Below are 22,217 nucleotides of genomic sequence, written 5' to 3' on the forward strand. Positions count from 1 at the left end.
AGGGTTGGCAAGCACTTTGTCATAAAAGTTTTATGCAACGATAAAAGCGCCGTTTTAATCACTCAATGGGGCGTGATCAACCCTGTATAGAATCTGTGCATCGGCCTCCCCTGGCCCTCTTTCAAAAGGAAGCATCCATGACTATTGAAGCGACGTGGCTGGCAAACTCCGGTGCGAGCTTGTGTGACCTAAGCAATGGCACGGCCCATTGGAAGGCGGATCTCGACGCACCGGCCGGCGATGCGACCCTTCCCAATCCTCATGACCTGCTGGATTCCGCCCTGGCTGCCTGCACCACCCTCACCCTGCAGATCTACGCAAAGCGGAGGAACTACGACCTGCAGGAAGTTCGCGTGACGGTTTCGCATGAAGAGGCGCCCGGCACCTACAAACTGGTGCGACGCCTTGAACTCCAGGGCAATCTTGATGAGAAGGCCCGGGAGGATCTGCTGCGCGTCGCCAACAAGTGTCCGGTTCACAAGGTACTCTCCTCCCAGATCTCGATCGACACCACGCTCGCAGGCTGACACATCTCCGGCGTCTTGATTTAATGAATGATAATCGTTATCATTCATTCCCTCGGGTTCAGACACGCCCGAGTCAGCAAATGGGTTCCCGGACACTTCCCGTGTCCGGCCTTTTTCGCTATCCAGCCATTCTTCCCCTTCGTCATCACCCTGCCCTACTAGGTCCGCAACGTTGCCTGGCAGCGCGACACGCACTTGTCGTCCACTGACCTTGCACCGTCGTTGGGCGCATTCGCTCGCTTTGTGCGCTGCCCCACGCAGCCAGTGTTGCTACGGGTCGTAGACGCCACCCTACCGCTTTGTCGGCCTGGGGCATCGGCTTACCATGAAGCCAAAAAAGAACATTGGCAGCACGAAGCAAGGAATGCATCAGGAGCGGGGACACCTTGGCGAATTACATTGAAGAGTATTGCGCGCGCATCCGGCAGGGCGGCGCGCGAGGTCTTGCGGAAAAACCCGTCGTCATCGGCCAGGACAACATCTACGCGATGCATTACGTGCCGTACGAGTACTGGAACAACAGTGCGCGGCTCGTGATCGTCAGTACCACGCCCGGGCATACGCATGTCCGGCTTGCAGCAACTGTCACAGAAGAACTGCTGCAAACCCATGCGCCGGGACCACAGATCCAGCGTGAGAACAAGCGCCGCGTGGAGTTGGGCGGGCGGATGGTGCGCCCCAACCTCATACGAATGCTCGACCACTTTCACGTGCCGGCACTGATCAGCCAGCCAGATGCCACGTCCCTGTGGGAAGAGGCGGGCTTCGATTCGATCCAGCCGCTGGCGTTGCTGCCCCACGCCACGACGCGCCGCGGGCTGGCTTTCGACGGTCCGCTGGATGAACTGCTTGACACACCGATGCTGCGTGACGTGTTCCAGCGGGAGTTTCTGGACCGGCTCCCGCAATATCCCCGGGACGCCCTCTACATCGGACTTGGGCGCACGGCATGGTCCGGACTCGAACACGCCGTCCGAGCGGGGCTGCTCCGCCAGCAACAACTGCTGGGCATGATGCCCGTCCCCACACGGGCCGGCAGCATGGTGCGCTACTTCCTGCGCGAGGTCCGGGAAGCCGATCTTTCCCCCAACGATCCGGTCCGGCATCGCATTGCCTGGCTCGATGCCGCCCATCGGGAAATGGAAGCTGGCGTGGAACGGCTGCGCACCGAATCGATACCTTCGGCACAACCTCGCCGGCTCACCGCCTGACCCTGCAACCGAAGTGACCCAGACCCCACGTCGGTAGGGATCAACCCACGCGTCCCGCGCCGATATTCCCTCTTGAGGAATCTGACCTCCTCGCATTCCCGATTGGCGGCCCCCGTTTGAGTGCGGAGGGCCGCGATTTTTTTGTGCCGTCGGACTGCCGGCTTCGGCCAGTCGCAAATCCGACACCTTCCATGGAAAATTCCTACACGAACTGCGGAATCGTCGCATTACCGGAGCACTAACGTCTCCCTATACTGCCCCGTCATGTAGTGACCGCCCCATTGAATGGTCGGGCTACCACCAAGGCAGCAAGGCATGGCAAGCATTCTTATCGTCGACGACCACCCAGCGCTACGGCTGGCGCTGCGTACCCAGCTTTCACAACTGCTGGGCGTGACAACCCTTCTGGAGGCCGATAACGGGCAAGGCGCGCTCAACCTGGTCCGGCAGCACAGGCCAGACCTTGTCCTGCTGGATCTCGACATCCCCCGCATGAGCGGCCTGGATGCCGTGCCACGCATACGTGCCCTCCACCCCGCCGTCCGCATCCTGGTACTTTCCGCGCAAGACCCCATCCCGTTCGCAGCACGTGCCTACCACGCCGGCGCACAAGGCTTCGTGAGCAAGACGCAAAACATGGACGCCATCCTCCGATGCGTCGAAAGCGTGCTTGGGGGCTTCACCGTATTCCCGAACAACAACCCTCGCGACAACCCGCGCGAAAGCCGCGTCGTGGGCGACAGCGAAGGACTGAGCAAGCTGACGGACAAGGAAGTGGAAATCCTGCGGATGCTGACCCGGGGCATGAGCAACAAGGCCATCGGCAAGGCGCTGTTCATCAGCAACAAGACGGTAAGCAGCTACAAGACCCGCGTGATGAAAAAGCTGGCTGCGGATTCACTGGTGGACCTGATCGACTTTGCCCGCCGCTGCCGGCTGATTCCATGACGTCCTCCGGCACCCCCTCCGTGCTGACCACCGAGGAATGCCAGGCGTTCGGCCCGGCGCTGGCAAGCGCCGCGCGCGAGGACCCCACCGTGTACCACCTGCTACTGACCCGCCTGATCGACGCCAACCATGGCGATCTCACCGATCTGCGTCGAGCCGCCAAACTGCGTGACTGGGCTGGCGTGCACCGGAGCATTCATCGCCTCAAGGGCAGTGCGGCGCTGGCCCGATGTCCGACGCTGGTCGCGGCCGGCAAGTCCATCGAGTCTGCGGCGAAGTATCGCAAGGCCGCCGTCGTGAACGCCCTGCTGCCGCGCTACGTCGCCATCGTCACCGAATTCAACGACCGATTGCGCGATTTGCGCAGTAACAGGCGCTCCGCGCCGGGTGGCGGCTTCGTTCAAGGAATTTGATCAAGCCGTCCATCAGGCACGCGTGCAAGTGCCCTGACACGCTGGCAAACTGTGAACCTGCTCCGGCCGCGCCCCCAAGTCATGTCTGCCGCCGGGAGCCTCAACAGTTTAGGCGGGAGACCTTGTCGTGGGTGATTTACAGAGCTTGCTCGATGGTCACGGGCTGATGCTCGTGTTTCTCAATGTACTGGCCGAACAGGCCGGGCTGCCGATTCCTGCCTACCCCATGCTGTTTGTGGCGGGCGCATTGTCGATGCAACCGAACGGCCCCTCGATCGGCACGGTACTGTTCGCCGTGATTGTCGCCTGTCTGATCGCCGACACCGCCTGGTACTTCGCCGGAAAGCGGCTGGGCCAGCCAATGCTGCGCACGATCTGCCGCGTCTCGATCTCACCGGACACCTGCATCCGACAGACCCAGTCGCTCTACCTGCGCGTGGGCCCCCGGTCGCTGATCTTCGCCAAGCTGCTGCCTGGCGCCGGCGCGCTCTCCACGTCGATGGCCGGCATGACCGCCACGCCGTTCCTGACCTTCATCTTCTATGACGCGCTCGGCGCACTGGTATGGGCGGGCGCCGCACTGGTCGCCGGCATGGTCTTCAGCGATTTCGTCGATACGATCCTGGCCGCCTTCAGCGCCTTCGGCCATATCGCCCTCATGGTGGTGCTCGGCGCATTCGCGCTGTTCATCGCCTGGCGATTCTGGATGCGCTGGCGCCTGCTGCGCCGGTCCGGCCTGATTCCGCGCATGACGGTCATGGAATTCGAGCAGCGCCGGGCGGCAGGAGACAAGCCGGTCGTCGTCATCGATGTGCGCGCCCATGGCGCCGCCCCCATCGAGCGCATTCCCGGCTCGATCGTGATGGAAATCAAGGGCCCCTTCGACACGTTGTCCGGCCATGACGCCAGTTCCGACTTCGTGGTCTATTGCGCATGTCCACACGAGATGTCGGCTGCCGTCCTGGCCGAACGCCTGCGCACGGCCGGGTATCCGAACACTTGGGCGCTGGCCGGGGGATTCGACGAATGGAAGCGGCTGCAAGGCACTTCAGGCCTGCCAACCGCCACGCCAGACGCGCCACAGCAGATCATCGCGCACTAGACCCGGCGCCGGAGGCTCCACGCCGCCCTTTCGGTTCCCCTGTCGCTTCCTATACTTGGCCCAAGCCGTTTGTGCACGGAGGGTGACATGCCGGGCGAAGACCATGGTTGGGAAGAGGAAGCCGCGCGCGTGGCCCACCGCCGTCGCGCGCTCGATATTCCCGAGGTAGCAGGAACCGACGGACGCAACCGCGCGCTGGCGCTTTCCGGGGGCGGCATTCGCAGCGCCACGTTCTGCCTGGGCGTGATGCAGGCGCTGGCCGAAGCGCCTGCGCCGGATGCCACCCCGAATGCCACCCCCGAAGCCACCCCCAATACCAGCTCCACGCCGGCCGACACCCCGGGCACGCGCTCGCTGCTGGCCCAGTTCGACTACCTTTCGACGGTCAGCGGCGGCGGCTACATCGGATCGTTCTTCACCAGCCTGTTCGTGCCGGGCCGTCTGCGCCGTGGCACCAGTCCGCTTCAGGCCGCGCAGGACGCCTATCGCACGCTGCAGTACGAGCCACCGGGCCGTATCCGAACGGGAGATGTCTACAGCGACGCCCCGGGCCGGGCCGCCGTAGCATGGCTACGCGAGAACGGCCGCTATCTCACCCCGACTGGTGCTGGCGACAACCTGTACGCGGCGGCAGTCATCGTCCGCAACTGGATGGCGATGCAATACGTCATCGGCAGTGCGTTGCTGGTACTGCTGGCCGCCTTGGCATTGGGCCTCCACAAGGCCACCGGGACCTGGCCCGGCTTGTGGCAGGGCGAGATGGACCTCCTGCATGACGCACGCCAGGCCATCAACGACGGCGACCTGGGAATCTGGTGGAGCTCCTACCTCTGGATGCCGGTGGCATCCACCGTGCTGTTCGTGCTACCACCCGGCATCGCGTACTGGCTCGTCTATCCCACATCCGACAATCCGCAGCAGCCGGTGCGTGCGCTCAACGGCGCCGTCCTGCTCACGATGCTTCTCGGCGCGCTGTTCCTTGCGGCATCGCTATGGTTCCAGACGATTGAACCGAACATGCGCGTTGCCTATGCCTGTTTCGTGATCGGCCTGCTGGCGTGGCTCGGCGTGGCCGCCTGCCTGGTCATGCTGATGCCCGCGCCACGCACAGTCACCAACTACCGTGTGCGCGCCACGCGGGTACTGCGTGGCGCGATGGGGTTCACGGCGATGCTGGCCGCGCTGGGCCTGGCCGACACGGTCGCCCGCACGTGCTACCTCTACAGCTTCATGGCGGCGCACCCATGGGCCGCGATCGGCCCGGCCGGCGCGCTCGGCGGCCTGGTGTGGCTGGTCCGCTACGGGGCGACGCTATTCGACGACGGCAAGCAGGGCGCCACGGATTCGGTCTGGCGCTCGCTGCTATCCCGGCTGCCCGTGTCGCTGCTCGCGGGATTGGTCGCCGCACTGGTCGCGCTGCTCGTCTTCGTGCTGTGGTCCTGGATCGTGCTCTGGGTGCGCTGGGACGGCGGCGAGCCCGTCGACTGGCATGTGTTCGGCAAGGCGTGGACCACCGCCGCGCTCGCCACGCTGACGTTGCTAGCGTTGTGCATGGCGATCGTAGTGGGACGCTTCGCGGGCTTCCTGAACTTGTCCACGCTGCAGTCGTTCTACGCGGCCCGCCTGACGCGGGCTTACCTCGGCGCGTCCAACGGCAATCGATTCAGCACCCCCGCGACGGACCGCGCGGCACGCCAGCGCTTCAGCGTGGCCGAGCCCGCGCCGGATGACGCGCTCAGCCTCAACGACTACTACGACCCCCGCGTTCTGGCCCCGCTGCACCTGATCAACGTGACGATGAACCAGACGGTGGACCCCGCGGAGCAGCTCGTTCAACGCGACCGCAAGGGCAAGCCGCTCTGCATCGGCCCTGGACCCGCGCTGGTGCAACCGGGCAATGCCCAGCAGCTTCCCGCCGACGCCTACGTACGCTTCACGGTCGACGGGCAACTCTGCTGCGCGAAATCGCAGCAGCCCGCCGGCGCCGCTACACGTTCGATCGAGATGGCGCAGGCGCGTACCGTCGGCGACTGGATCGCGATCTCTGGCGCCGCGATCTCCACGGGCCTCGGGCGCGCCACGACGCTGGGCACGTCGCTACTGCTCGGGCTGGCCAATCTGCGGCTGGGGATCTGGTGGCCGTCGAACATGGCCGAAGGCGGATCGTGCGCAGTACCGTCGGCCATGCGCCGCCCCGATATCGAACAGCGACTGCATCCGGCGTTGGGCGTGATCACAGGTCTGTTCCGCACGCAGTACTACCTTGCGTGCGAACTGGCCGCGCGCTTCCACGGCACACGGCGACGCTGGCAGTACCTGTCGGACGGCGGGCACTTCGAGAACACCGCCATCTACGAACTGCTGCGCCCCGAGCGCCGTGTCGGCCTGATCGTCGTCTGTGACTGCGGTTGCGACGGGGATTACCGCTTTGGCGATCTTGCCAATCTGATCCGGCTGGCGCGCATCGACTTCGGGCTTGAGATCGTTGTCGATCAGGCGGCGCCGGACGACGCCGTTCTGGGCCCGGTATTCGGCACCCCAGACGACTTGGCCGCCAATGCCCCACCCGAGTCCCGGGACAAGGTCGCCATCCTGCTCAACGTCCATATCGCCGGCCAGGCGGGGGCACCCGACAGCGCGCCGATCACACGCATCGTGCTGCTCAAGCCTCGCCTGACGCCATCGGCGCCAGCGGACGTGCGGCAGTACGGCGCAATGCACCCGGCATTCCCGCAGGAAGGCACGGCCGACCAGTTCTTCGATGAAGCGCAGTGGGAAAGCTATCGTGCGCTCGGCGTGGCCATTGGTCGGCGCATTGCCAGCGGTGCCGTCGCGTCGCGCTTGTTCAGCCACGTGTGATTCGGCCGGGTGTAACGGTGGCCCCACGGCCGTCATGGCTACTTTGCCGCCGCCAGCACGATCTGGCCGGTGTGACTACCATAGCCCGTCCCTGATTCAAGACCTCGCGTGGCATGCGTCGCGCGAGGCATGCAAGCTTTCCCCATGACTCCCTATTCCCTGCTCGACCTCTCGCCCATCATCGAAGGCAGCGACGCCACCCAGGCCATGCGCAACACGCTGAGCCTGGCGCAGCACGCGGAACGTCTTGGCTATCGGCGCTTCTGGCTGGCCGAACACCACAACATGCCGGGCATTGCCAGTGCCGCCACGGCGGTGCTGATCGGGTACGTCGCCAACGGCACCTCGACGATCCGGGTCGGCTCCGGTGGCATCATGCTGCCCAACCATTCCCCGCTGGTGGTGGCCGAACAGTTCGGCACGCTGGCCTCACTCTATCCGGGCCGGATCGACCTCGGGCTGGGCCGCGCCCCCGGCACCGACCAGGCCACGGCACGCGCGCTGCGCCGAACCCTGAGCCACGACTCGGCCGACTCGTTCCCGCAGGATGTGGAAGAACTGCAAGCGTACTTTGATGAGGTGCGACCCGGCCAGCGCGTGCGCGCCGTGCCGGGCGCGGGGCTCAAGGTGCCACTGTGGCTCCTCGGTTCCAGCCTGTTCGGCGCGCAGCTAGCAGCGGCGATGGGCCTGCCTTTCGCGTTTGCTTCGCACTTTGCCCCGGGCTTCATGCGGCAGGCGATAGACCTGTATCGCCGCACCTTCCGCCCGTCGGAGCAGCTCGATCGTCCGCATGTGATGCTTGGCCTCAACGTGTTCGCCGCCGAGACCGACGCTGAGGCGCGTCACCTGTTCAGTTCGCTGCAGCAGCAGTTTCTGGCGCTGGTTCGCGGCACGCCGGGACAGCTCAAGCCGCCGGTCGACGATATCGAGCGTCTGTGGGATGCCAGCGAAGCGGAGCATATCCGCCGATCCCTCGCCTGCTCGGTCGTGGGAGACCCGGCGGCGGTACGCGAGGGCATCCAGCGTTTCGTGGACGATTTGCGGCCAGATGAGCTGATGCTGACCGGCCAGATCTACGACCATGCCGCCCGGCTGCGATCGTTCGAGATCGCAGCCGATGCCATGCGCGCGCTACAGCCCGCATCATCGCAGACGGCGTGATGACGGGAAGTCGTCGATAACAGGAAGGCCAGCAGGTTCAGACCGTTGCCAGCCGGAACGCCGACACCGCACGCATCATCGACTGCGCCTGCTCGGCCAGCGATTGCGCGGCAGCGGCCGCTTCTTCCACAAGCGCGGCATTCTGCTGCGTGACGGAGTCCATCTGCGTCACGGCCTGGCCCACCTGCTCGATGCCGGTGCTCTGCTCGGCCGACGCGGCGCTGATCTCGCCCATGATGTCGGTGACGCGTCTGACCGCGCCAACCACCTCCTGCATTGTGGCGCCGGCCTTGGCCACCAGTGTCGAACCGGTGTCGACCTGCGCCACCGAGTTGTCGATCAGCGTCTTGATCTCCTTCGCCGCATTGGCGCTGCGTTGGGCGAGACTACGCACCTCACCCGCCACCACCGCGAACCCGCGTCCTTGTTCACCGGCGCGCGCGGCTTCCACCGCAGCGTTCAGCGCCAGGATATTGGTCTGGAATGCGATGCCCTCGATCACGCCGATGATGTCGACGATCTTGCGCGAGGCCTGGTTGATCTCGCCCATCGTGCTCACCACTTCGCTGACCACCTCGCCGCCACGGTTGGCGATCTCCGACGCGTTGACGGCCAGCGCGCTGGCCTGCCGCGCATTGTCGGCGTTCTGGCGCACGATGCCGGTCAGTTCCTCCATGCTCGATGCGGTCTGCTCGAGCGCGGCGGCCTGCTGTTCAGTCCGTTGCGAGAGATCGTTGTTGCCAGCCGAGATCTGATGCGTGGCGCTGGCGATGGCGCCGGCCGCGCCGCGGATATCGCCCAGCGTTGCGGCAAGTCGCTCCTGCATCTGCTGCATGGCGGCCAGCACGCTGCGATCGTCGTCACCGCGCACCTGCAGCGGCACGGTCAGGTCGCCGCCCGCGATACGCGTCACTGATTCCACGGCGTAGGCCGGCTCGCCACCAAGACTGCGCTGGACCGTCCGCATGATCATGCCCATCACGGCCGCAATCAGCGCTCCGATCAGCAAGGTACTGGCGATCGCGTTGATCAGGTTGGCGCGGAAGGCATCCTCGATGTCGACCAGGAACACGCCCGTGGCGACGAACCAGTCCCAGTCCGCCACGTAGCGCCCGTAGGTCAGCTTGCGCTTCGGCGTTTCGGTGCCGGGCAGGCGGCCCCGGTAGGTCGAAAAGCCAGCGTCCTCGCCGGTGGTGCGGCGCGCGCCTTCGATAATCGCGCGGTAGACGTACACCCCGTCGGGGTCCTTGAAGTCGCCGACCATATTGCCTTCGGTCTGCGGCAGGCCCGGGTTCAGCACCACCTGCGGCTTGGAATCGACAATGAACAGGTAGCCGTTCTGGCCGAAGCGCATCGCGCGCAGCGCGTCCTTGGCGGCGGCCTGGGCGTCCTCTTTCGACATCACGCCCTTGGCGGCGCGTTCAGCGTACAGCTTGACGATGCCCTCGCCGGTGGTCACAAGCGATTGCAGCGCGTCGCGCCGCTCGGCCATCATCACGGACCGCGCGTGGAAGGCATTCCATGTACCGAGCGCAAGCAGCAGCAACCACATGACGGCTAGCGCCGCCCAGAGTTTGGTATTGAGGGTAAGTCGATTCATGATCCGGCAGGGGGTTACCTGAGACCTCGTGGATATCGGCACACCGCGGCAAAACCCTTAGTCCGCCCCTGGTCGGGGTCACGCCACTGGCGCCCCACACCGCCTGCGTGGAGAATGCGTTATCCGCCACGCGAGCGCCCGACGCCTAGCTGCCATGACGTTCACCTTTGTCGAATCTGATCCAACCGAGACCGATCCGCTGCAGGGTGAGCTGGCCCTGCTGGAACACGCGATCAGCACCGGCCCCGTGGCACAGCTCTGGGAGGCGCCGCTCTCGCTCGTCATCCCGCGCAGCTACCTGCGCCAACCGGGTATCGAGGAGGCGCGGGCCCAGTTCGCGGCCCAGGGTTGCCCGGTCTGGCTGCGCATGTCCGGCGGCGGGCTGGTGCCGCAGGGTCCGGGCATCCTCAATGTCAGCCTGGCCTACGCTGTACCCCGGGGCGTGGCGACGTGGATGGAACCGGTCTACCTCCATCTGTGCGAAGTCATCGCACAAGGGCTGCGCGAGGTCGGCGTGGAAACCCATTGGCAGGCCGTGGAAGGTTCGTTCTGTGACGGCCGCTTCAACCTGGCATGGGGTCCCGGCGATAGCGCCCGCAAGATCGCAGGCACAGCGCAGTACTGGCGCCGCGCCCCAAGCGCGGTGCAGACACCCGACGGTCAGCGGCATCTGGTGCTGGCCCATGCCATTCTGCTCGTGGACGCGGACCCGGTCGAAATCAACGCCCGCGCCAATGCGTTCGAAGCGGCCATCCACAGCGGCCGTCACTACGATCCGGCCAAGGTGGTCAGCGTGCACGAGGCGTCGGGTATCGACGATGCCACCGGCCTGACCGAAACTGTGAAGACGGCGATCCGGAACGCCATCGCGCGCTCGACAGCGCCCGGGCAATAAGCCCCGCTAGTTCTGCGGCGAGAACCTGATATCGCCGTACCAGGCGCGTGCCACGCCGCCCGTGTTGTCGGTATCGGTCAGGATGCCGTAGCCGGTCAGCTTGCCGGGCTTCTCATGAAAGACTTTCTCGAAATCGGCGACGACATTGCGGCGCAGGCTCTGCCATTTGCCCGCCTCGTTACCAACCACGATCATCTGCACCCGGCTGGAATGGGGGTTCTCGATGACGGTACCGGGCGCGGCGCTGTTGGTCCAGATGTACATCAACGTGGCGTAAGGCAGACTCTCGCCCAGAGCATGGGCCGCGAACATCTCTGCGCGATCGCCAATCGACAGGCTGTCGACCTGACCGCCGAAGAAGAACACGAGCCGTGCGGGCGAGTCCTCGCGGTCGGCCACGCGATTGTCGGCATTCTGGATCGGCGCGGCCACCTTCCAGCGCCACGAGACGACCGGTGTCTTGTTCAGATCGAAGTCGCCCTCGTGTACCAGCCCGGATGCCGAGCCGCTGGCATCGGCTTCGAGCACCGTGGTACCTTGGTCCGCCACCAGCACATAGCTGGTCATCTTTTTTCCGGGCAAGACCGGCCTGTTCTGCCATCCGCTCGGCAGCCCGCTGCCAGGCCGGGCCGTTGAGAATACAACCCCCGGCTCCACCGTCTGCGCGCGTACCGGCACGCAGTGGAGAACGGTTGGCAGCAGACAGGCCGCCAGTCCCAACAGCCGGGCTTTGGTGAGGATAGACGGCATAGTGACCGTTGATGTCGGGATGCGTTGGACGAGGATGACACGAGCATTCTAGGTGCCCGCCGTGATCGCTGTCGACGCGGCGTCGAAAACAAGAACGCGGGAACGGGAAAGGTCGGTATGGATCTGGTTGTCGGCACCATTGGCTGGCTCTGCGTCGAGCTCGTTTTTTACGGCCTGTTCTATGCGATCGGCTGGAGCTTCATCAAGATGGTCACGCTGGGGCGCCACCCGGGCCCATGGCGGGGAGCGGAAGGTTTCGTCGACGCCGAACTCGTGGCATTCGCCGGCATCGTTGTCACGTTGGTCGTGGTCCTGGTCGCCTGGAAGTACCTGGCGCCCTGATGCGTCGACGCTGCGTCATCCGCTGATGTGATACGAAAAGATCACATTGACAGTTGCTTACAACTGCGCGTCCGCGCGGTCATGCCGGGGTGATAAGGTGCACCGTCGCGCGGGCCAGCCGGTACCGGCTGGCTGCCACGTATTCTGAGATCCCTTGCCACACCCTAGATTTCGTTCGCTCCACGTGCCTTCATCCGTCCTGATGCGTCGCCTGACGCTCGCCGCAACCGCTACGGTCACCGTGATCGCCGCGCTGGTCGCGCCCCCCGCCCTGGCCGAGGGGACCGTCACGGCGGCGGACGCCGACCAGCCGGCAGCGCTGACCAAGGCCCCGGACGCCGCCCAGGCGCTCGCGCCCGTGCGCTTCCTGCTAACGTTCGACGACGGGCCCGATAGCGGCCCCGACGGCAGCACGCCCGTGATCCTTCGCCAGCTTGCCAACAATCCGATTGCGCCCGGCATCAAGGCCGTCTTCTTCGTCCAGACCGCGCACCGGCGCCGTGGCGGTAGCCCGGAGGGGCAGGCGCAGATGCGCGACACCTGCGCGGCAGGCCACCTGCTGGCCGTGCACAGCGGCCTGCCCGAAGGGCACGTCCCGCACACCCGGCTGACGCCGGAAAAGCTCGCCTACTCGCTGCGCTCTGGTGAGGCCGACATCGTCGCGCAGTGCGGCCACGTCGCCCCCGTGGTGCGGCCGCCCGACTGGGCCCATAACGACGCCACCGAGGCCGTCTATCACCAGCTCGGTCTGGACATGCTGATGGCCGACGCCAACGCGCGCGACGGCAAGATCTACGGCTGGCATATCAGCCTGCGCCGGCGCTCGCACATGGTCAGCGAGCTCGAACGGGTTGGCCGCGCCATGGCCACGCACCGGCTCGAACCCGTGGACGGCGTGGTGCCGGTGATCGTTGCTTTTCACGACACCAATGACTTCACGGCGTCGCACATGACCGATTACCTGCAGATCCTGGTCGATGCGGCGCGCGAAAACGGTTTGCCGCTGGCCGATCCGCCGTTCTATACCGATACAGGCGCCGCCGAACAAGCCGCCGTCGCCCGTGCCAAGGCAGGGCTGTACGCACGCGAAAGCTGGCCCTGATCCGGTACATGGTCGGCTTGCCCTTGTGTGAAGCGGGGACATACGGAATCGTCCCGGAAGTGCTACGCTAGTTGCCCGTGGTGCCCTTACCAGGAGAAACACCGTGCCCCGCAAGACCCCCATCGAACGCTACCGAAATATCGGCATCAGTGCGCACATCGACGCTGGCAAGACGACGACGACGGAGCGCATCCTCTTCTACACCGGCGTGAACCACAAGCTGGGCGAGGTGCACGACGGCGCGGCCACCATGGACTGGATGGAGCAGGAGCAGGAGCGCGGCATCACCATCACGTCCGCCGCCACCACGGCGTTCTGGAAAGGCATGGCCAACAACTATCCGGAACACCGCATCAACATCATCGACACGCCCGGACACGTGGACTTCACCATCGAGGTGGAACGCTCGATGCGCGTGCTTGATGGCGCCTGCATGGTCTATGACGCCGTGGGCGGCGTGCAGCCGCAATCGGAAACCGTCTGGCGTCAGGCCAACAAGTACAGCGTGCCGCGCATCGCGTTCGTCAACAAGATGGATCGCGTGGGCGCGGACTTCTTCCGCGTGCGCACGCAGATTGCCGACCGCCTCAAGGGCAATGCCGTGCCGATCCAGATCCCCGTTGGCGCCGAGGACCACTTCAAGGGTGTGGTCGATCTGGTCAAGATGCGCGCGATCGTCTGGGACGACGACAGCCAGGGCGTCCGGTTCGAATACACCGATATCCCGCCCGAACTCGTTGCCACCGCGAAGGAATGGCACGACAAGATGGTTGAGGCCGCGGCCGAAGCCAGCGAGGAGCTGCTCGAGCGTTACCTGAGCGGCGAGCCGCTGTCCGAGGAAGAGATCAAGACCGGCCTGCGCAAGCGCACGGTGGCCGGCGAAATCGTGCCGATGCTCTGCGGCAGCGCGTTCAAGAACAAGGGCGTGCAGGCGATGCTCGACGCCGTGATCGACTACCTGCCCTCCCCGGTGGACGTGCCCGCCATCCTGGGGCATACCGAGGACGACAAGGAAGCCGAGCGCCACCCGAGCGACGACGAGCCGTTTTCCGCGCTGGCGTTCAAGATCATGACCGACCCGTTCGTCGGTCAGCTGATCTTCTTCCGCGTCTATTCCGGTGTGGTCAATTCCGGCGACACGGTCTACAACCCGGTAAAGGGCAAGCGCGAGCGCCTGGGCCGCATCCTGCAGATGCACGCCAACGTGCGCAACGAGATCAAGGAAGTGCGTGCGGGCGACATCGCTGCGGCGGTGGGGCTCAAGGAAGCCACCACGGGCGACACGCTGTGCGACCCGGACAAGGTCATCATCCTCGAACGCATGAGCTTCCCGGAACCCGTGATTTCGCAGGCCGTGGAACCGAAGACCAAGGCCGACCAGGAAAAGATGGGCATCGCCCTGAACCGGCTGGCGCAGGAAGATCCTTCGTTCCGCGTGGCGACCGACGAGGAGTCCGGCCAGACGATCATTTCCGGCATGGGCGAACTGCATCTGGAAATCCTGGTCGACCGCATGAAGCGCGAGTTCGGCGTGGAGGCATCGGTCGGCAAGCCGCAAGTGGCGTATCGTGAAACGATCAAGGGCAAGGCCCGCGACGTCGAAGGCAAGTTCATCAAGCAGTCGGGCGGCCGTGGACAGTATGGTCACGTGGTGCTCGATGTGGAACCGATGCCGCAGGGCGGCGGCTACGAGTTCGTCGATGCCATCAAGGGTGGCGTGGTGCCGCGCGAGTTCATCCCCGCGGTGGACAAGGGCATCCGCGAAACGCTGGAGACGGGGGTGCTGGCCGGTTACCCGGTGGTCGACGTGAAGGCCACGCTGGTGTTCGGCTCGTACCACGACGTCGACTCGAACGAGAACGCGTTCCGCATGGCCGGCTCGATGGCGTTCAAGGAAGGGATGCGGCGCGCCAAGCCGGTGCTACTGGAACCGATGATGGCCGTGGAGGTGGAAACACCCGAGGAATTCACGGGCAACGTGATGGGTGATTTGTCATCGCGGCGCGGCATGGTGCATGGTATGGAGGACATCGCCGGCGGTGGCGGCAAGATTGTGCGCGCCGAAGTGCCGCTGGCGACGATGTTCGGCTATTCGACGTCGCTGCGTTCGCTGACCCAGGGCCGTGCCACGTTCACGATGGAATTCAAGCATTACGCCGAGGCACCGGCCAACGTGGCGGAAGCGGTGATCAACGCGCGCAAGGTTGGATAAGTCGCGCAGCAGGGCCGACAAACCCGGGGATTTGGACCTGTCCGCTTCCCCAGCCGTAACCGCCGGCCCACCGGCGGCCTTCGCACTTTCAGGAGCGCATCATGATGGCATTTCTTGGCACCGTGTTCGTTGGCCTGATCGTCGGTTTGATTGCTAGAGCGATCAAGCCCGGCGACGACAAGATGGGTTGGATCATGACGATCGTCCTCGGCATTCTGGGGTCGGTGGCGGCGGGTTACGTGGGACGCGCCCTTGGCATGTATCAGCCCGGGCAACCGGCCGGCTGGATTGCCTCGGTGATCGGCGCCATCGTGCTGTTGGCGATCTACGATATGGTCCGGCGCAAAGCCTGAGCCCTGCGCCCTGAGCCATAAACCCGCGGCGATCCCGGAACGGCCGGGATCGCTCAGTTCTCGCAGCGGAGCAGTGTCGCGTCGCTGCCGGGCGCGACCATCGCCGTGATCTGCGGCGCCAGCGAGCGCAGCACCCGTAATGACAATGCGCTGGTGAACGAGTAACGCGCGGCGTAGGGCTCCCGCACGTGAATCGTCACGGTGCCGAAATAGCGATCACCGAGCAGGAACACGAACGTCGCCGAGCGGCTGACCGAGCGCGACGAGATCACGCGGCCACCCGGGCCATAGGTCTGGAAGCGTTGGTCGCCGGTGCCGGTCTTGCCGGCAATGATCAATGGCGCCCCCACCGCCTGCCCCTTCCGATTCAATGGCACGAACGCACCGTTGATGGACTTGGCGGTGCCGTTCTGCACGACATCGAGCATGGATCGCCGCACCAGCATGGCGATCTCCGGCACGATCAGCGGCTTGCCGGGCGCCGGTTGCAGCCGGTAGGCGCTTGCGTAGGGCGTGTCCGACGCGAAGGCCAGCGCGCGCACCGCCGAGGGCTGGGCGTCCACCCCGTTGGCCAGGATGATCCCCGCCAGTTCGGCCAGCGCGGCAGGCCGGTCACCCGATGCGCCGATCGCCGTGCCGTAGGACGGCGTGAGCGAATCGAACGGATAGCCCAGCCGTTGCCAGCGCGTGGCGATCTTCCCAAAGGCCTCGCGTTCCAGCAGCGTGCGAATGCGGCCATCCTGACCGAGCTTGCTGCGCGTCTTGAACAACCATGCATAGACAGTCTGGCGATCGGGCGCGCTCGCCTTCAGGATCTCCTTCAGCGTCGCATCCGGATGCGTGCCCAAATACTCGACCATCCACAGCTCCAGCGGGTGGATGCGCGACAGGTAGCCCCGATCGTTGAGGTTGAACTTGTCGTGGCCGTACTTCACATACAGCGCCTGCAGGTCCTCGTCCGACAGCGTCTCCTTCTGTTTCGGCATCCACTGGCGCAGCGTGCGCGCGTATGTCTCGAAATCGGTGTTTGGCCGCGCGCTCAGTAACGTGACGGACAGCCGCACGGCCGCCAGATGCGGCGTCGGCTGCTTGACCCGGCCGAGCAGCACCTTGAGCCGCTCGTCGTTGTCCTTGCCGCGATAACGCTGGTAGAACGCGGTCATGAACGCCGTACCTTCTTCGTCGGCAAACTGCTCGAGATAAGCGCGACGGCCGGGCGCGTAGCGGTCCTCGAGCAAATCACGTGCGTCAGGGTGCGCCTGGTAAACCTCATAACGCACGATGTCCCGCATCATCCGCACGAACACCAGGTTGACCGAATGCTGGAAACCCACGCGCACTGTCATCTGGTGCTCGCCTTCCCATTTCTCAAAGTTCGAGAAGCTCTGCATGCCACCGCCGGTAAAGAACGCCTCTCCGGCGCTGCCCGAATACTTGCGCTCCATCGCGGCATCGAGCATCGTGGCCAGCCGACGGTCAGCCGGGGATTTCGCGGCGATCAGGTAGTCGACCGCCCAGCGTGTCAGCACATCCTGGCGCGGCACCTGGAGCGCGGTCAGCTCGGCGCGGCTCATGTCCACGTAGCGATCATGCAGTTCGCTGATGATCTCGAGATACGTCACCAGCGTGCGCAGCTTGGCGGTCGACCCGAGATTGAGCCGCGCCCCGGCGTTGATGTCGAACGGCTGGTCAACATTGTCAGTCTGCACGCGCACCACGCTCGCATTGCCAACGCGCTCGAACAGCGTGAAGCTGGCCACGAGACGCGATGGGTCATCGCCTTCGCGTAGCAGGTTCTTGCCATACAGGCCCATCTCGTGCGCGACGCCCTTGTCACGCATCCGCAGCAGCGTATCGGTAACCAGGCGCTGTGCCTCGCGATTGATGGTGCTGTCGACGGTCAGGTCCAGCCGGTCCAGGTCATAGCGGCTGTTGATGCCGATCATGTGCGAGACATCGTTGCTGACCTGGTTGACGGCCTTGCGCGTGACCCACGGCTCGGCGTCCGGGCGTGGCGGCGGTGGGGCCTTGTCCAACGACTGCTCCAGCGCCGCGTCTCTCAACTCCGGCGTGATGACGTTGTTCGCAGCCAGCAGGCGCAGGTAGCTACCTGTCAGCGCATCGAGGTTCGTGTCATCGCGCCGCAGGTGATACGACGGACGCCGCTGCGAGATGATCAGTGACAACGCACGCTTGTAAGCCTGCGCTTCGCGTGGCGTGGGGTCACGCGGATTCATCTGCTGCAGCGCGGCGTTGAACTCGCTGAAATCTTCGCCGTACCAGACGTAAAGCGCGTCGCCGATACCGTTGATCTCGCCGTGGCCAACTCGCGCCGACAGCGGCACGGTATTCAGATAGTCCAGCACGACGTTCTCGCGCACGCGCTGCGTGTCGGGTCCGTCATGGTAGGCGCGCAGTGAAGCGGAGGCCATCTGCCGGAACTTTTCGGAGACCGACTGCGTTTTTCCCTTCGGGGAATGCCGGTACTTCTCGATCTGTGTGGCCAGCGTGCTGCCACCGGGGGTGTCGTGGTGCCGGTCAGCGAACTTGATGCCCTGGTCGAGTACCGCACGCGACAGCCGGCGCCAATCCAGCGCCGGATTCATCATCGGATACTCGGGATTGAGCAGGTTCTGGTTCTCCACATAGAGCAGAGAGGAGATCAGCACCTTCGGAATCGACTCGAAGTTGTCATATTGGCGCTGCGGGTAGCGCGCGAATGCCAGCGTCAACGCGTTGCAGTCGCGCACTAGCAGACCGGCCTGGTTCTTCTCGCGATAGGGCGGAAAGATGCCGTTGTCCATCAGTCGCACCATGTCGGGCGACATGCGCGCCTGGGAACTGGTCACGTAACCTTGCTTGAGCAGACGCTCGCCAAACTCACCCAGGCGCTCGTAGCCGAGTCGCTCGTCGTAGGGGCCGGAGTGTGGATAGCGGATGCTGTCGCTGGGGCCGGGCTCGATGGAGTACGTCAACGACTGGCCCAGCCGGCTCATGTACCGAGCCTGCCATTGCGAGGTGCGAACCTCATTCGCGACGAGGCTCACAACGATGTAGGTGCCGCCGCATGCGGCGACCGTCATCCCGACGAGAATCCAGCCACGACGTGACACGTTTCGCATCCGGTTGCGCCGGGCCTGCCGTCTCGGCGGGCGTCACCGGCTCATAGCCTCACGCAAGTCGGCCGTCATTTGACGGCCGTGCGTGCTTTTATATTACGCCCAACCGCAGCGGTTTGCCGCAGGGAAGTTGGCTGGCGCACATGGGTGTCAGCCTTCGTGCACTGGGCGCAACAGGCAGCTTGGGAATCACACCCGGAATGGGGATGCGGGAGGCTACGTGTGGCTGCTAGGCGGCAGCGACGGGACGTCCGCCAAACGGGTATCCCGGGTCGTTGTACCCGTGCGTCGACGCATGTCCGCGCGGCACCAGGCCGTCGACCATGGCTTCTTCCGCCGGGGTGATCGCCGCGGCCACCGCGCCAAAGTAATCCTCGAATTGCGCCAGCGTACGCGGGCCAGCGATCACCGAACTGATGATCGGGTTGGCAAGCACCCACGCGGTGGCGAACTGGCCCGGCGTCAGTCCACGACCCTCGGCATGGCTCTTGAGCGTCTGCGCGATGACCAGCGATTCCTCGCGGAATTCGGTTTCCATGATGCGCCTGTCCGCGCGGCCGGCGCGCGTTTCCGCACCGGGTGCCTGGCCGGGTAGATACTTGCCGGTCAGGACACCACGCGCGATCGGGCTGTAGGGCACCACGCCCAGGCCGAAGTGCTGGCATGCGGGCAGGATCTCGACTTCGGGCACCCGGTTCAGCAGGTTGTAATACGGCTGACAGGCAACCGGACGCGGCACGCCGAGCCGGTCGCACAGCGCGGCGATTTCCGCGATGCGCCAGCCCCGGAAATTCGACACGGCCCAGTAGCGGATCTTGCCGGCCCGGATCAGGTCACCCATCGCACGCACGGGCTCTTCGAGATTGGCGCCGGCGAAATCGCGATGCAGGTAAAGGATGTCGATGTAGTCGGTGGCCAGACGGGTCAGGCTGTCTTCCACCGAACGCATGATCCACGTGCGCGAGTAGTTCGACTGGTTCGGGCCACTACCCATCGCGTTACCGAGCTTGGTCGCCAGCACCCAGTCGTGGCGACTGCCGGCCAGCAACCGTCCTACCATCTGTTCGGATGCCCCCTTGCTGTACACGTCGGCGGTGTCGATAAAGTTCACACCGTGCTCACGCGCGCTGGCGACGATGCGGGCGGCCTCGGCCTCGTCGGTCTGATCGGCGAACATCATCGTGCCCAGGCACAGGTTCGAGACGTTCAGGTTGCTGGCGCCAAGGCGGCGGTACTGCATGGCGAAATCTGGCATGGTGGATTCCTGAGTAGGACGAGCGGAGAGGACTTCACGCATTGTGCCGCGTTGCGGTAGAGCTTGCAGGGCGCCAGATGTCTGCCGGGCGGCAGCGAAAAAAAAGCGGCACGATCGCTCGTGCCGCTTTTCCGTCCGGAAACGTGCCTTGCTCAGTCTTCGAGCTTTGGCAGCGCCGCGCTGGTCTGGTTCGACAGCAGGCCGGACTTGGCGTACGTCTGCAGCTTCTCGCGCGTGTCGACGATGTCGAGCGTACGCATCGTGAGTTGGCCAATACGGTCCAGCGGCGTGAACATCGACTCGCCCTTTTCCATCGTCAGGCGCTCGGGCTTGTACGTCAGGTTCGGCGACGTCGTGTTCAGGATCGAGTAGTCGTTACCGCGACGCAGTTCGATCGTCACCTCGCCGGTCACGGCGCCAGCCACCCAGCGCTGGGCGGTTTCGCGCAGCATGATGGCTTGCGGATCGAACCAGCGGCCCTGGTACAGCAGGCGGCCCAGACGGCGGCCGTTGTCGCGGTACTGCTCGATGGTGTCTTCGTTGTGGATACCGGTGATCAGGCGCTCGTAAGCGATGAACAGCAGCGCCAGGCCCGGGGCTTCGTAGATGCCGCGGCTCTTGGCTTCGATGATGCGGTTCTCGATCTGGTCGCTCATGCCCAGGCCATGACGGCCACCGATGACATTGGCTTCCATGAGCAGGTCGACGGCATTGGCGAACGTCTTGCCATTCAGCGCCACCGGCTGGCCTTCCTCGAAGCGCACGGTCACTTCCTCGCGCTTCACTTCGACGTCATCGCGCCAGAACTGCACGCCCATGATCGGCTGGACGATGCGGATGCCGGAATCCAGGTGCTCCAGATCCTTGGCCTCGTGCGTGGCGCCGAGCATGTTCGAATCAGTCGAGTACGCCTTTTCCGCCGACATCTTGTAGGCATGGCCGTGCTGGCGCATGAACTCGGACATTTCGGCGCGGCCACCTAGTTCGTCGATGAACTGCTGGTCCAGCCACGGCTTGTAGATCTGCAGACCCGGGTTGGTCAGCAGGCCGTAGCGGTAGAAGCGCTCGATGTCGTTGCCCTTGAACGTGCTGCCGTCGCCCCAGATGTTGACGCCGTCTTCCTTCATGGCCGCCACCAGCATCGTGCCGGTCACGGCACGGCCGATCGGGGTCGTGTTGAAGTAGGTCACGCCGGCGGTCGAGATATGGAACGCGCCGCATTGCAGCGCGGCGATACCTTCGGCCACCAGTTGGGTGCGGCAATCCACCAGACGGGCGGCCTCGGCGCCGTACGCCATGGCGCGGCGGGGGATGTCGTCGTAATCCGGTTCGTCGGGCTGGCCCAGGTTCGCCGTGTAGGCGTAGGGAATGGCGCCCTTCTGGCGCATCCAGAGGAGCGCGGCGCTGGTATCGAGTCCGCCCGAGAAGGCGATTCCGACGCGCTGGCCGGAAGGAATGTGCTGCAGGATGGTAGTCATCGCCAGAAAACCAGGTGAATTTGTCGGCTCTTGGGGCGCCCCCGCACGATCGCGTCATGCGGCGAGCCGGTCCGGCGCCCGAAACTCGTAACCGTGAATTGTGACATGGCCCGGCGTCAGCGCCAAACGGCAACGGTGAAACAAGCCTTTCGCGACCCGTCATATCTGTCCCCGAAAATAGATGTGGACATCCCCCGGACTCTCGCCTAATCTTTGTGGACGCCGTACACAAGTACCGGTTCAGCCCCCCGCCCGGCCGTATTGGGCGCCCAATCCACAGGAGTTATCGATGTCCTCGAAAGTCCAGCCGTATCTGTTTTTCGATGGTCGCGCTGAGGAAGCGGCCGAGTTCTACAAGACCGCCCTGGGCGCGCAGGTTGGCGCCATGCTGCGCTACCGCGATGGCCCCAAGGATGCCGGTCCCGGCTGTGGTCCGGCCGTCATCGACGAAGACAAAATCATGCATATGGCGCTGCAAATCGGCGATGCCGTGATCATGGGGTCCGACGGGGAAGCCAAGGGCAAGACCGAGTTCAAGGGCTTCGGCCTGTCGCTGAACGTGGCCAATGCCGCCGAGTGCGACAAGACGATGGAAAAGCTCGCCGAGGGTGGCCAGATCAACATGCCGCCGTCGCAGACGTTCTTCAGTGAGCGCTTTGGCATGGTCACCGACAAGTTCGGCGTGATGTGGATGGTGATCGCCGGGCCCAAGGAATAACCTGGGCCACTGGGCCACTGGGCCACTGGGCCACTGGGCCACTGGGCCACTGGGCCACTGGTCCACTGGTCCACTGGTCCACTGGTCCACTGGTCCACTGGTCCACTGGTCCACTGGTCCACTGATCATCGTTGCCGTTCTTCGGCTGGCCGTACCGTACAGTCCCGTACAA

18 protein-coding genes are annotated in these 22,217 nt (G+C 64.8%); 13 read left to right on the forward strand and 5 right to left on the reverse strand.

All coding sequences use genetic code 11. From position 1 onward, the window contains the following. The first annotated feature begins 137 nt into the window (after nucleotides 1-137). The 7 genes from WD006_RS22575 to WD006_RS22605 all read left to right on the forward strand — a co-directional run bounded on the left by WD006_RS22575 (nucleotide 138) and on the right by WD006_RS22605 (nucleotide 8,221). On the forward strand, nucleotides 138-527 hold the full coding sequence (locus WD006_RS22575; protein WP_011518147.1) for an OsmC family protein: 390 nt from the start codon (nucleotides 138-140) through the stop codon (nucleotides 525-527). A gap of 386 nt (nucleotides 528-913) precedes the next feature. Continuing rightward, nucleotides 914-1,738: a hypothetical protein gene (locus WD006_RS22580; RefSeq protein ID WP_029308649.1), complete on the forward strand. Its 825-nt coding sequence runs from the start codon at nucleotides 914-916 to the stop codon at nucleotides 1,736-1,738. Nucleotides 1,739-2,053: 315 nt separating this feature from the next. After that, on the forward strand, nucleotides 2,054-2,686 hold the full coding sequence (locus WD006_RS22585; RefSeq protein WP_008645493.1) for a response regulator transcription factor: 633 nt from the start codon (nucleotides 2,054-2,056) through the stop codon (nucleotides 2,684-2,686). Continuing rightward, nucleotides 2,683-3,099, forward strand: coding sequence for an Hpt domain-containing protein (locus WD006_RS22590; RefSeq protein WP_029308650.1), 417 nt, complete (start codon nucleotides 2,683-2,685; stop codon nucleotides 3,097-3,099). Before WD006_RS22585 ends, WD006_RS22590 begins: the two co-directional genes overlap by 4 nt. Nucleotides 3,100-3,226: 127 nt before the next feature. Then, the gene (locus WD006_RS22595; RefSeq protein WP_029308651.1) at nucleotides 3,227-4,201 is read left to right on the forward strand and encodes a DedA family protein/thiosulfate sulfurtransferase GlpE; all 975 of its coding nucleotides are present in this window, start codon (nucleotides 3,227-3,229) and stop codon (nucleotides 4,199-4,201) included. 87 nt (nucleotides 4,202-4,288) lie between these two features. Next, nucleotides 4,289-7,060 (forward strand): hypothetical protein, encoded by a 2,772-nt coding sequence (locus tag WD006_RS22600; RefSeq protein WP_029308652.1) that lies wholly within the window; start codon nucleotides 4,289-4,291, stop codon nucleotides 7,058-7,060. Nucleotides 7,061-7,204: 144 nt separating this feature from the next. Beyond that, nucleotides 7,205-8,221 (forward strand): LLM class flavin-dependent oxidoreductase, encoded by a 1,017-nt coding sequence (locus WD006_RS22605; protein ID WP_035833204.1) that lies wholly within the window; start codon nucleotides 7,205-7,207, stop codon nucleotides 8,219-8,221. Nucleotides 8,222-8,258: 37 nt separating this feature from the next. On the opposite strand, the gene WD006_RS22610 is transcribed toward WD006_RS22605, so the two are convergent. Beyond that, nucleotides 8,259-9,821, reverse strand: a complete 1,563-nt coding sequence (locus tag WD006_RS22610) for a methyl-accepting chemotaxis protein (RefSeq protein ID WP_011518140.1) — start codon at nucleotides 9,819-9,821, stop codon at nucleotides 8,259-8,261. 154 nt (nucleotides 9,822-9,975) lie between these two features. On the opposite strand from WD006_RS22610, the gene WD006_RS22615 reads away from it, so the two are divergent. After that, on the forward strand, nucleotides 9,976-10,716 hold the full coding sequence (locus WD006_RS22615; protein WP_029308654.1) for a lipoate--protein ligase family protein: 741 nt from the start codon (nucleotides 9,976-9,978) through the stop codon (nucleotides 10,714-10,716). A gap of 6 nt (nucleotides 10,717-10,722) precedes the next feature. Here the strand turns inward: WD006_RS22615 and WD006_RS22620 are convergent, their stop codons facing one another. Next, nucleotides 10,723-11,283, reverse strand: coding sequence for a DUF3047 domain-containing protein (locus tag WD006_RS22620; RefSeq protein WP_029308655.1), 561 nt, complete (start codon nucleotides 11,281-11,283; stop codon nucleotides 10,723-10,725). 300 nt (nucleotides 11,284-11,583) lie between these two features. Here WD006_RS22620 and WD006_RS22625 point away from each other — a divergent pair, with 300 nt between their 5' ends. The 4 genes from WD006_RS22625 to WD006_RS22640 all read left to right on the forward strand — a co-directional run bounded on the left by WD006_RS22625 (nucleotide 11,584) and on the right by WD006_RS22640 (nucleotide 15,475). Beyond that, nucleotides 11,584-11,808 (forward strand): hypothetical protein, encoded by a 225-nt coding sequence (locus tag WD006_RS22625; RefSeq protein ID WP_224444636.1) that lies wholly within the window; start codon nucleotides 11,584-11,586, stop codon nucleotides 11,806-11,808. 184 nt (nucleotides 11,809-11,992) lie between these two features. Further along, on the forward strand, nucleotides 11,993-12,910 hold the full coding sequence (locus WD006_RS22630; protein ID WP_227874018.1) for a polysaccharide deacetylase family protein: 918 nt from the start codon (nucleotides 11,993-11,995) through the stop codon (nucleotides 12,908-12,910). Between the two features lie 103 nt (nucleotides 12,911-13,013). Further along, nucleotides 13,014-15,122: an elongation factor G gene (fusA, locus tag WD006_RS22635; protein ID WP_008645473.1), complete on the forward strand. Its 2,109-nt coding sequence runs from the start codon at nucleotides 13,014-13,016 to the stop codon at nucleotides 15,120-15,122. 101 nt (nucleotides 15,123-15,223) lie between these two features. Then, complete coding sequence (locus WD006_RS22640) at nucleotides 15,224-15,475, forward strand: GlsB/YeaQ/YmgE family stress response membrane protein (RefSeq protein WP_011518135.1); 252 nt, start codon at nucleotides 15,224-15,226, stop codon at nucleotides 15,473-15,475. Between the two features lie 53 nt (nucleotides 15,476-15,528). Here the strand turns inward: WD006_RS22640 and WD006_RS22645 are convergent, their stop codons facing one another. The 3 genes from WD006_RS22645 to argG form a co-directional block, all read right to left on the reverse strand. After that, nucleotides 15,529-18,597, reverse strand: coding sequence for a transglycosylase domain-containing protein (locus WD006_RS22645; protein WP_227874017.1), 3,069 nt, complete (start codon nucleotides 18,595-18,597; stop codon nucleotides 15,529-15,531). Between the two features lie 226 nt (nucleotides 18,598-18,823). Beyond that, a complete protein-coding gene (locus WD006_RS22650; protein ID WP_029308659.1) occupies nucleotides 18,824-19,849 on the reverse strand; it encodes an aldo/keto reductase in 1,026 nt (341 codons plus the stop codon). Nucleotides 19,850-20,001: 152 nt separating this feature from the next. Beyond that, nucleotides 20,002-21,327: an argininosuccinate synthase gene (gene argG / locus WD006_RS22655; protein WP_008645466.1), complete on the reverse strand. Its 1,326-nt coding sequence runs from the start codon at nucleotides 21,325-21,327 to the stop codon at nucleotides 20,002-20,004. A 289-nt stretch (nucleotides 21,328-21,616) separates the two neighbouring features. On the opposite strand from argG, the gene WD006_RS22660 reads away from it, so the two are divergent. Then, nucleotides 21,617-22,045, forward strand: coding sequence for a VOC family protein (locus WD006_RS22660; protein ID WP_029308660.1), 429 nt, complete (start codon nucleotides 21,617-21,619; stop codon nucleotides 22,043-22,045). Nucleotides 22,046-22,217 lie beyond the last annotated feature (172 nt).

The sequence above is a fragment of the Cupriavidus sp. Met-2 genome, assembly GCF_049843575.1.
Taxonomy (GTDB): Bacteria; Pseudomonadota; Gammaproteobacteria; order Burkholderiales; family Burkholderiaceae; genus Cupriavidus; species Cupriavidus metallidurans.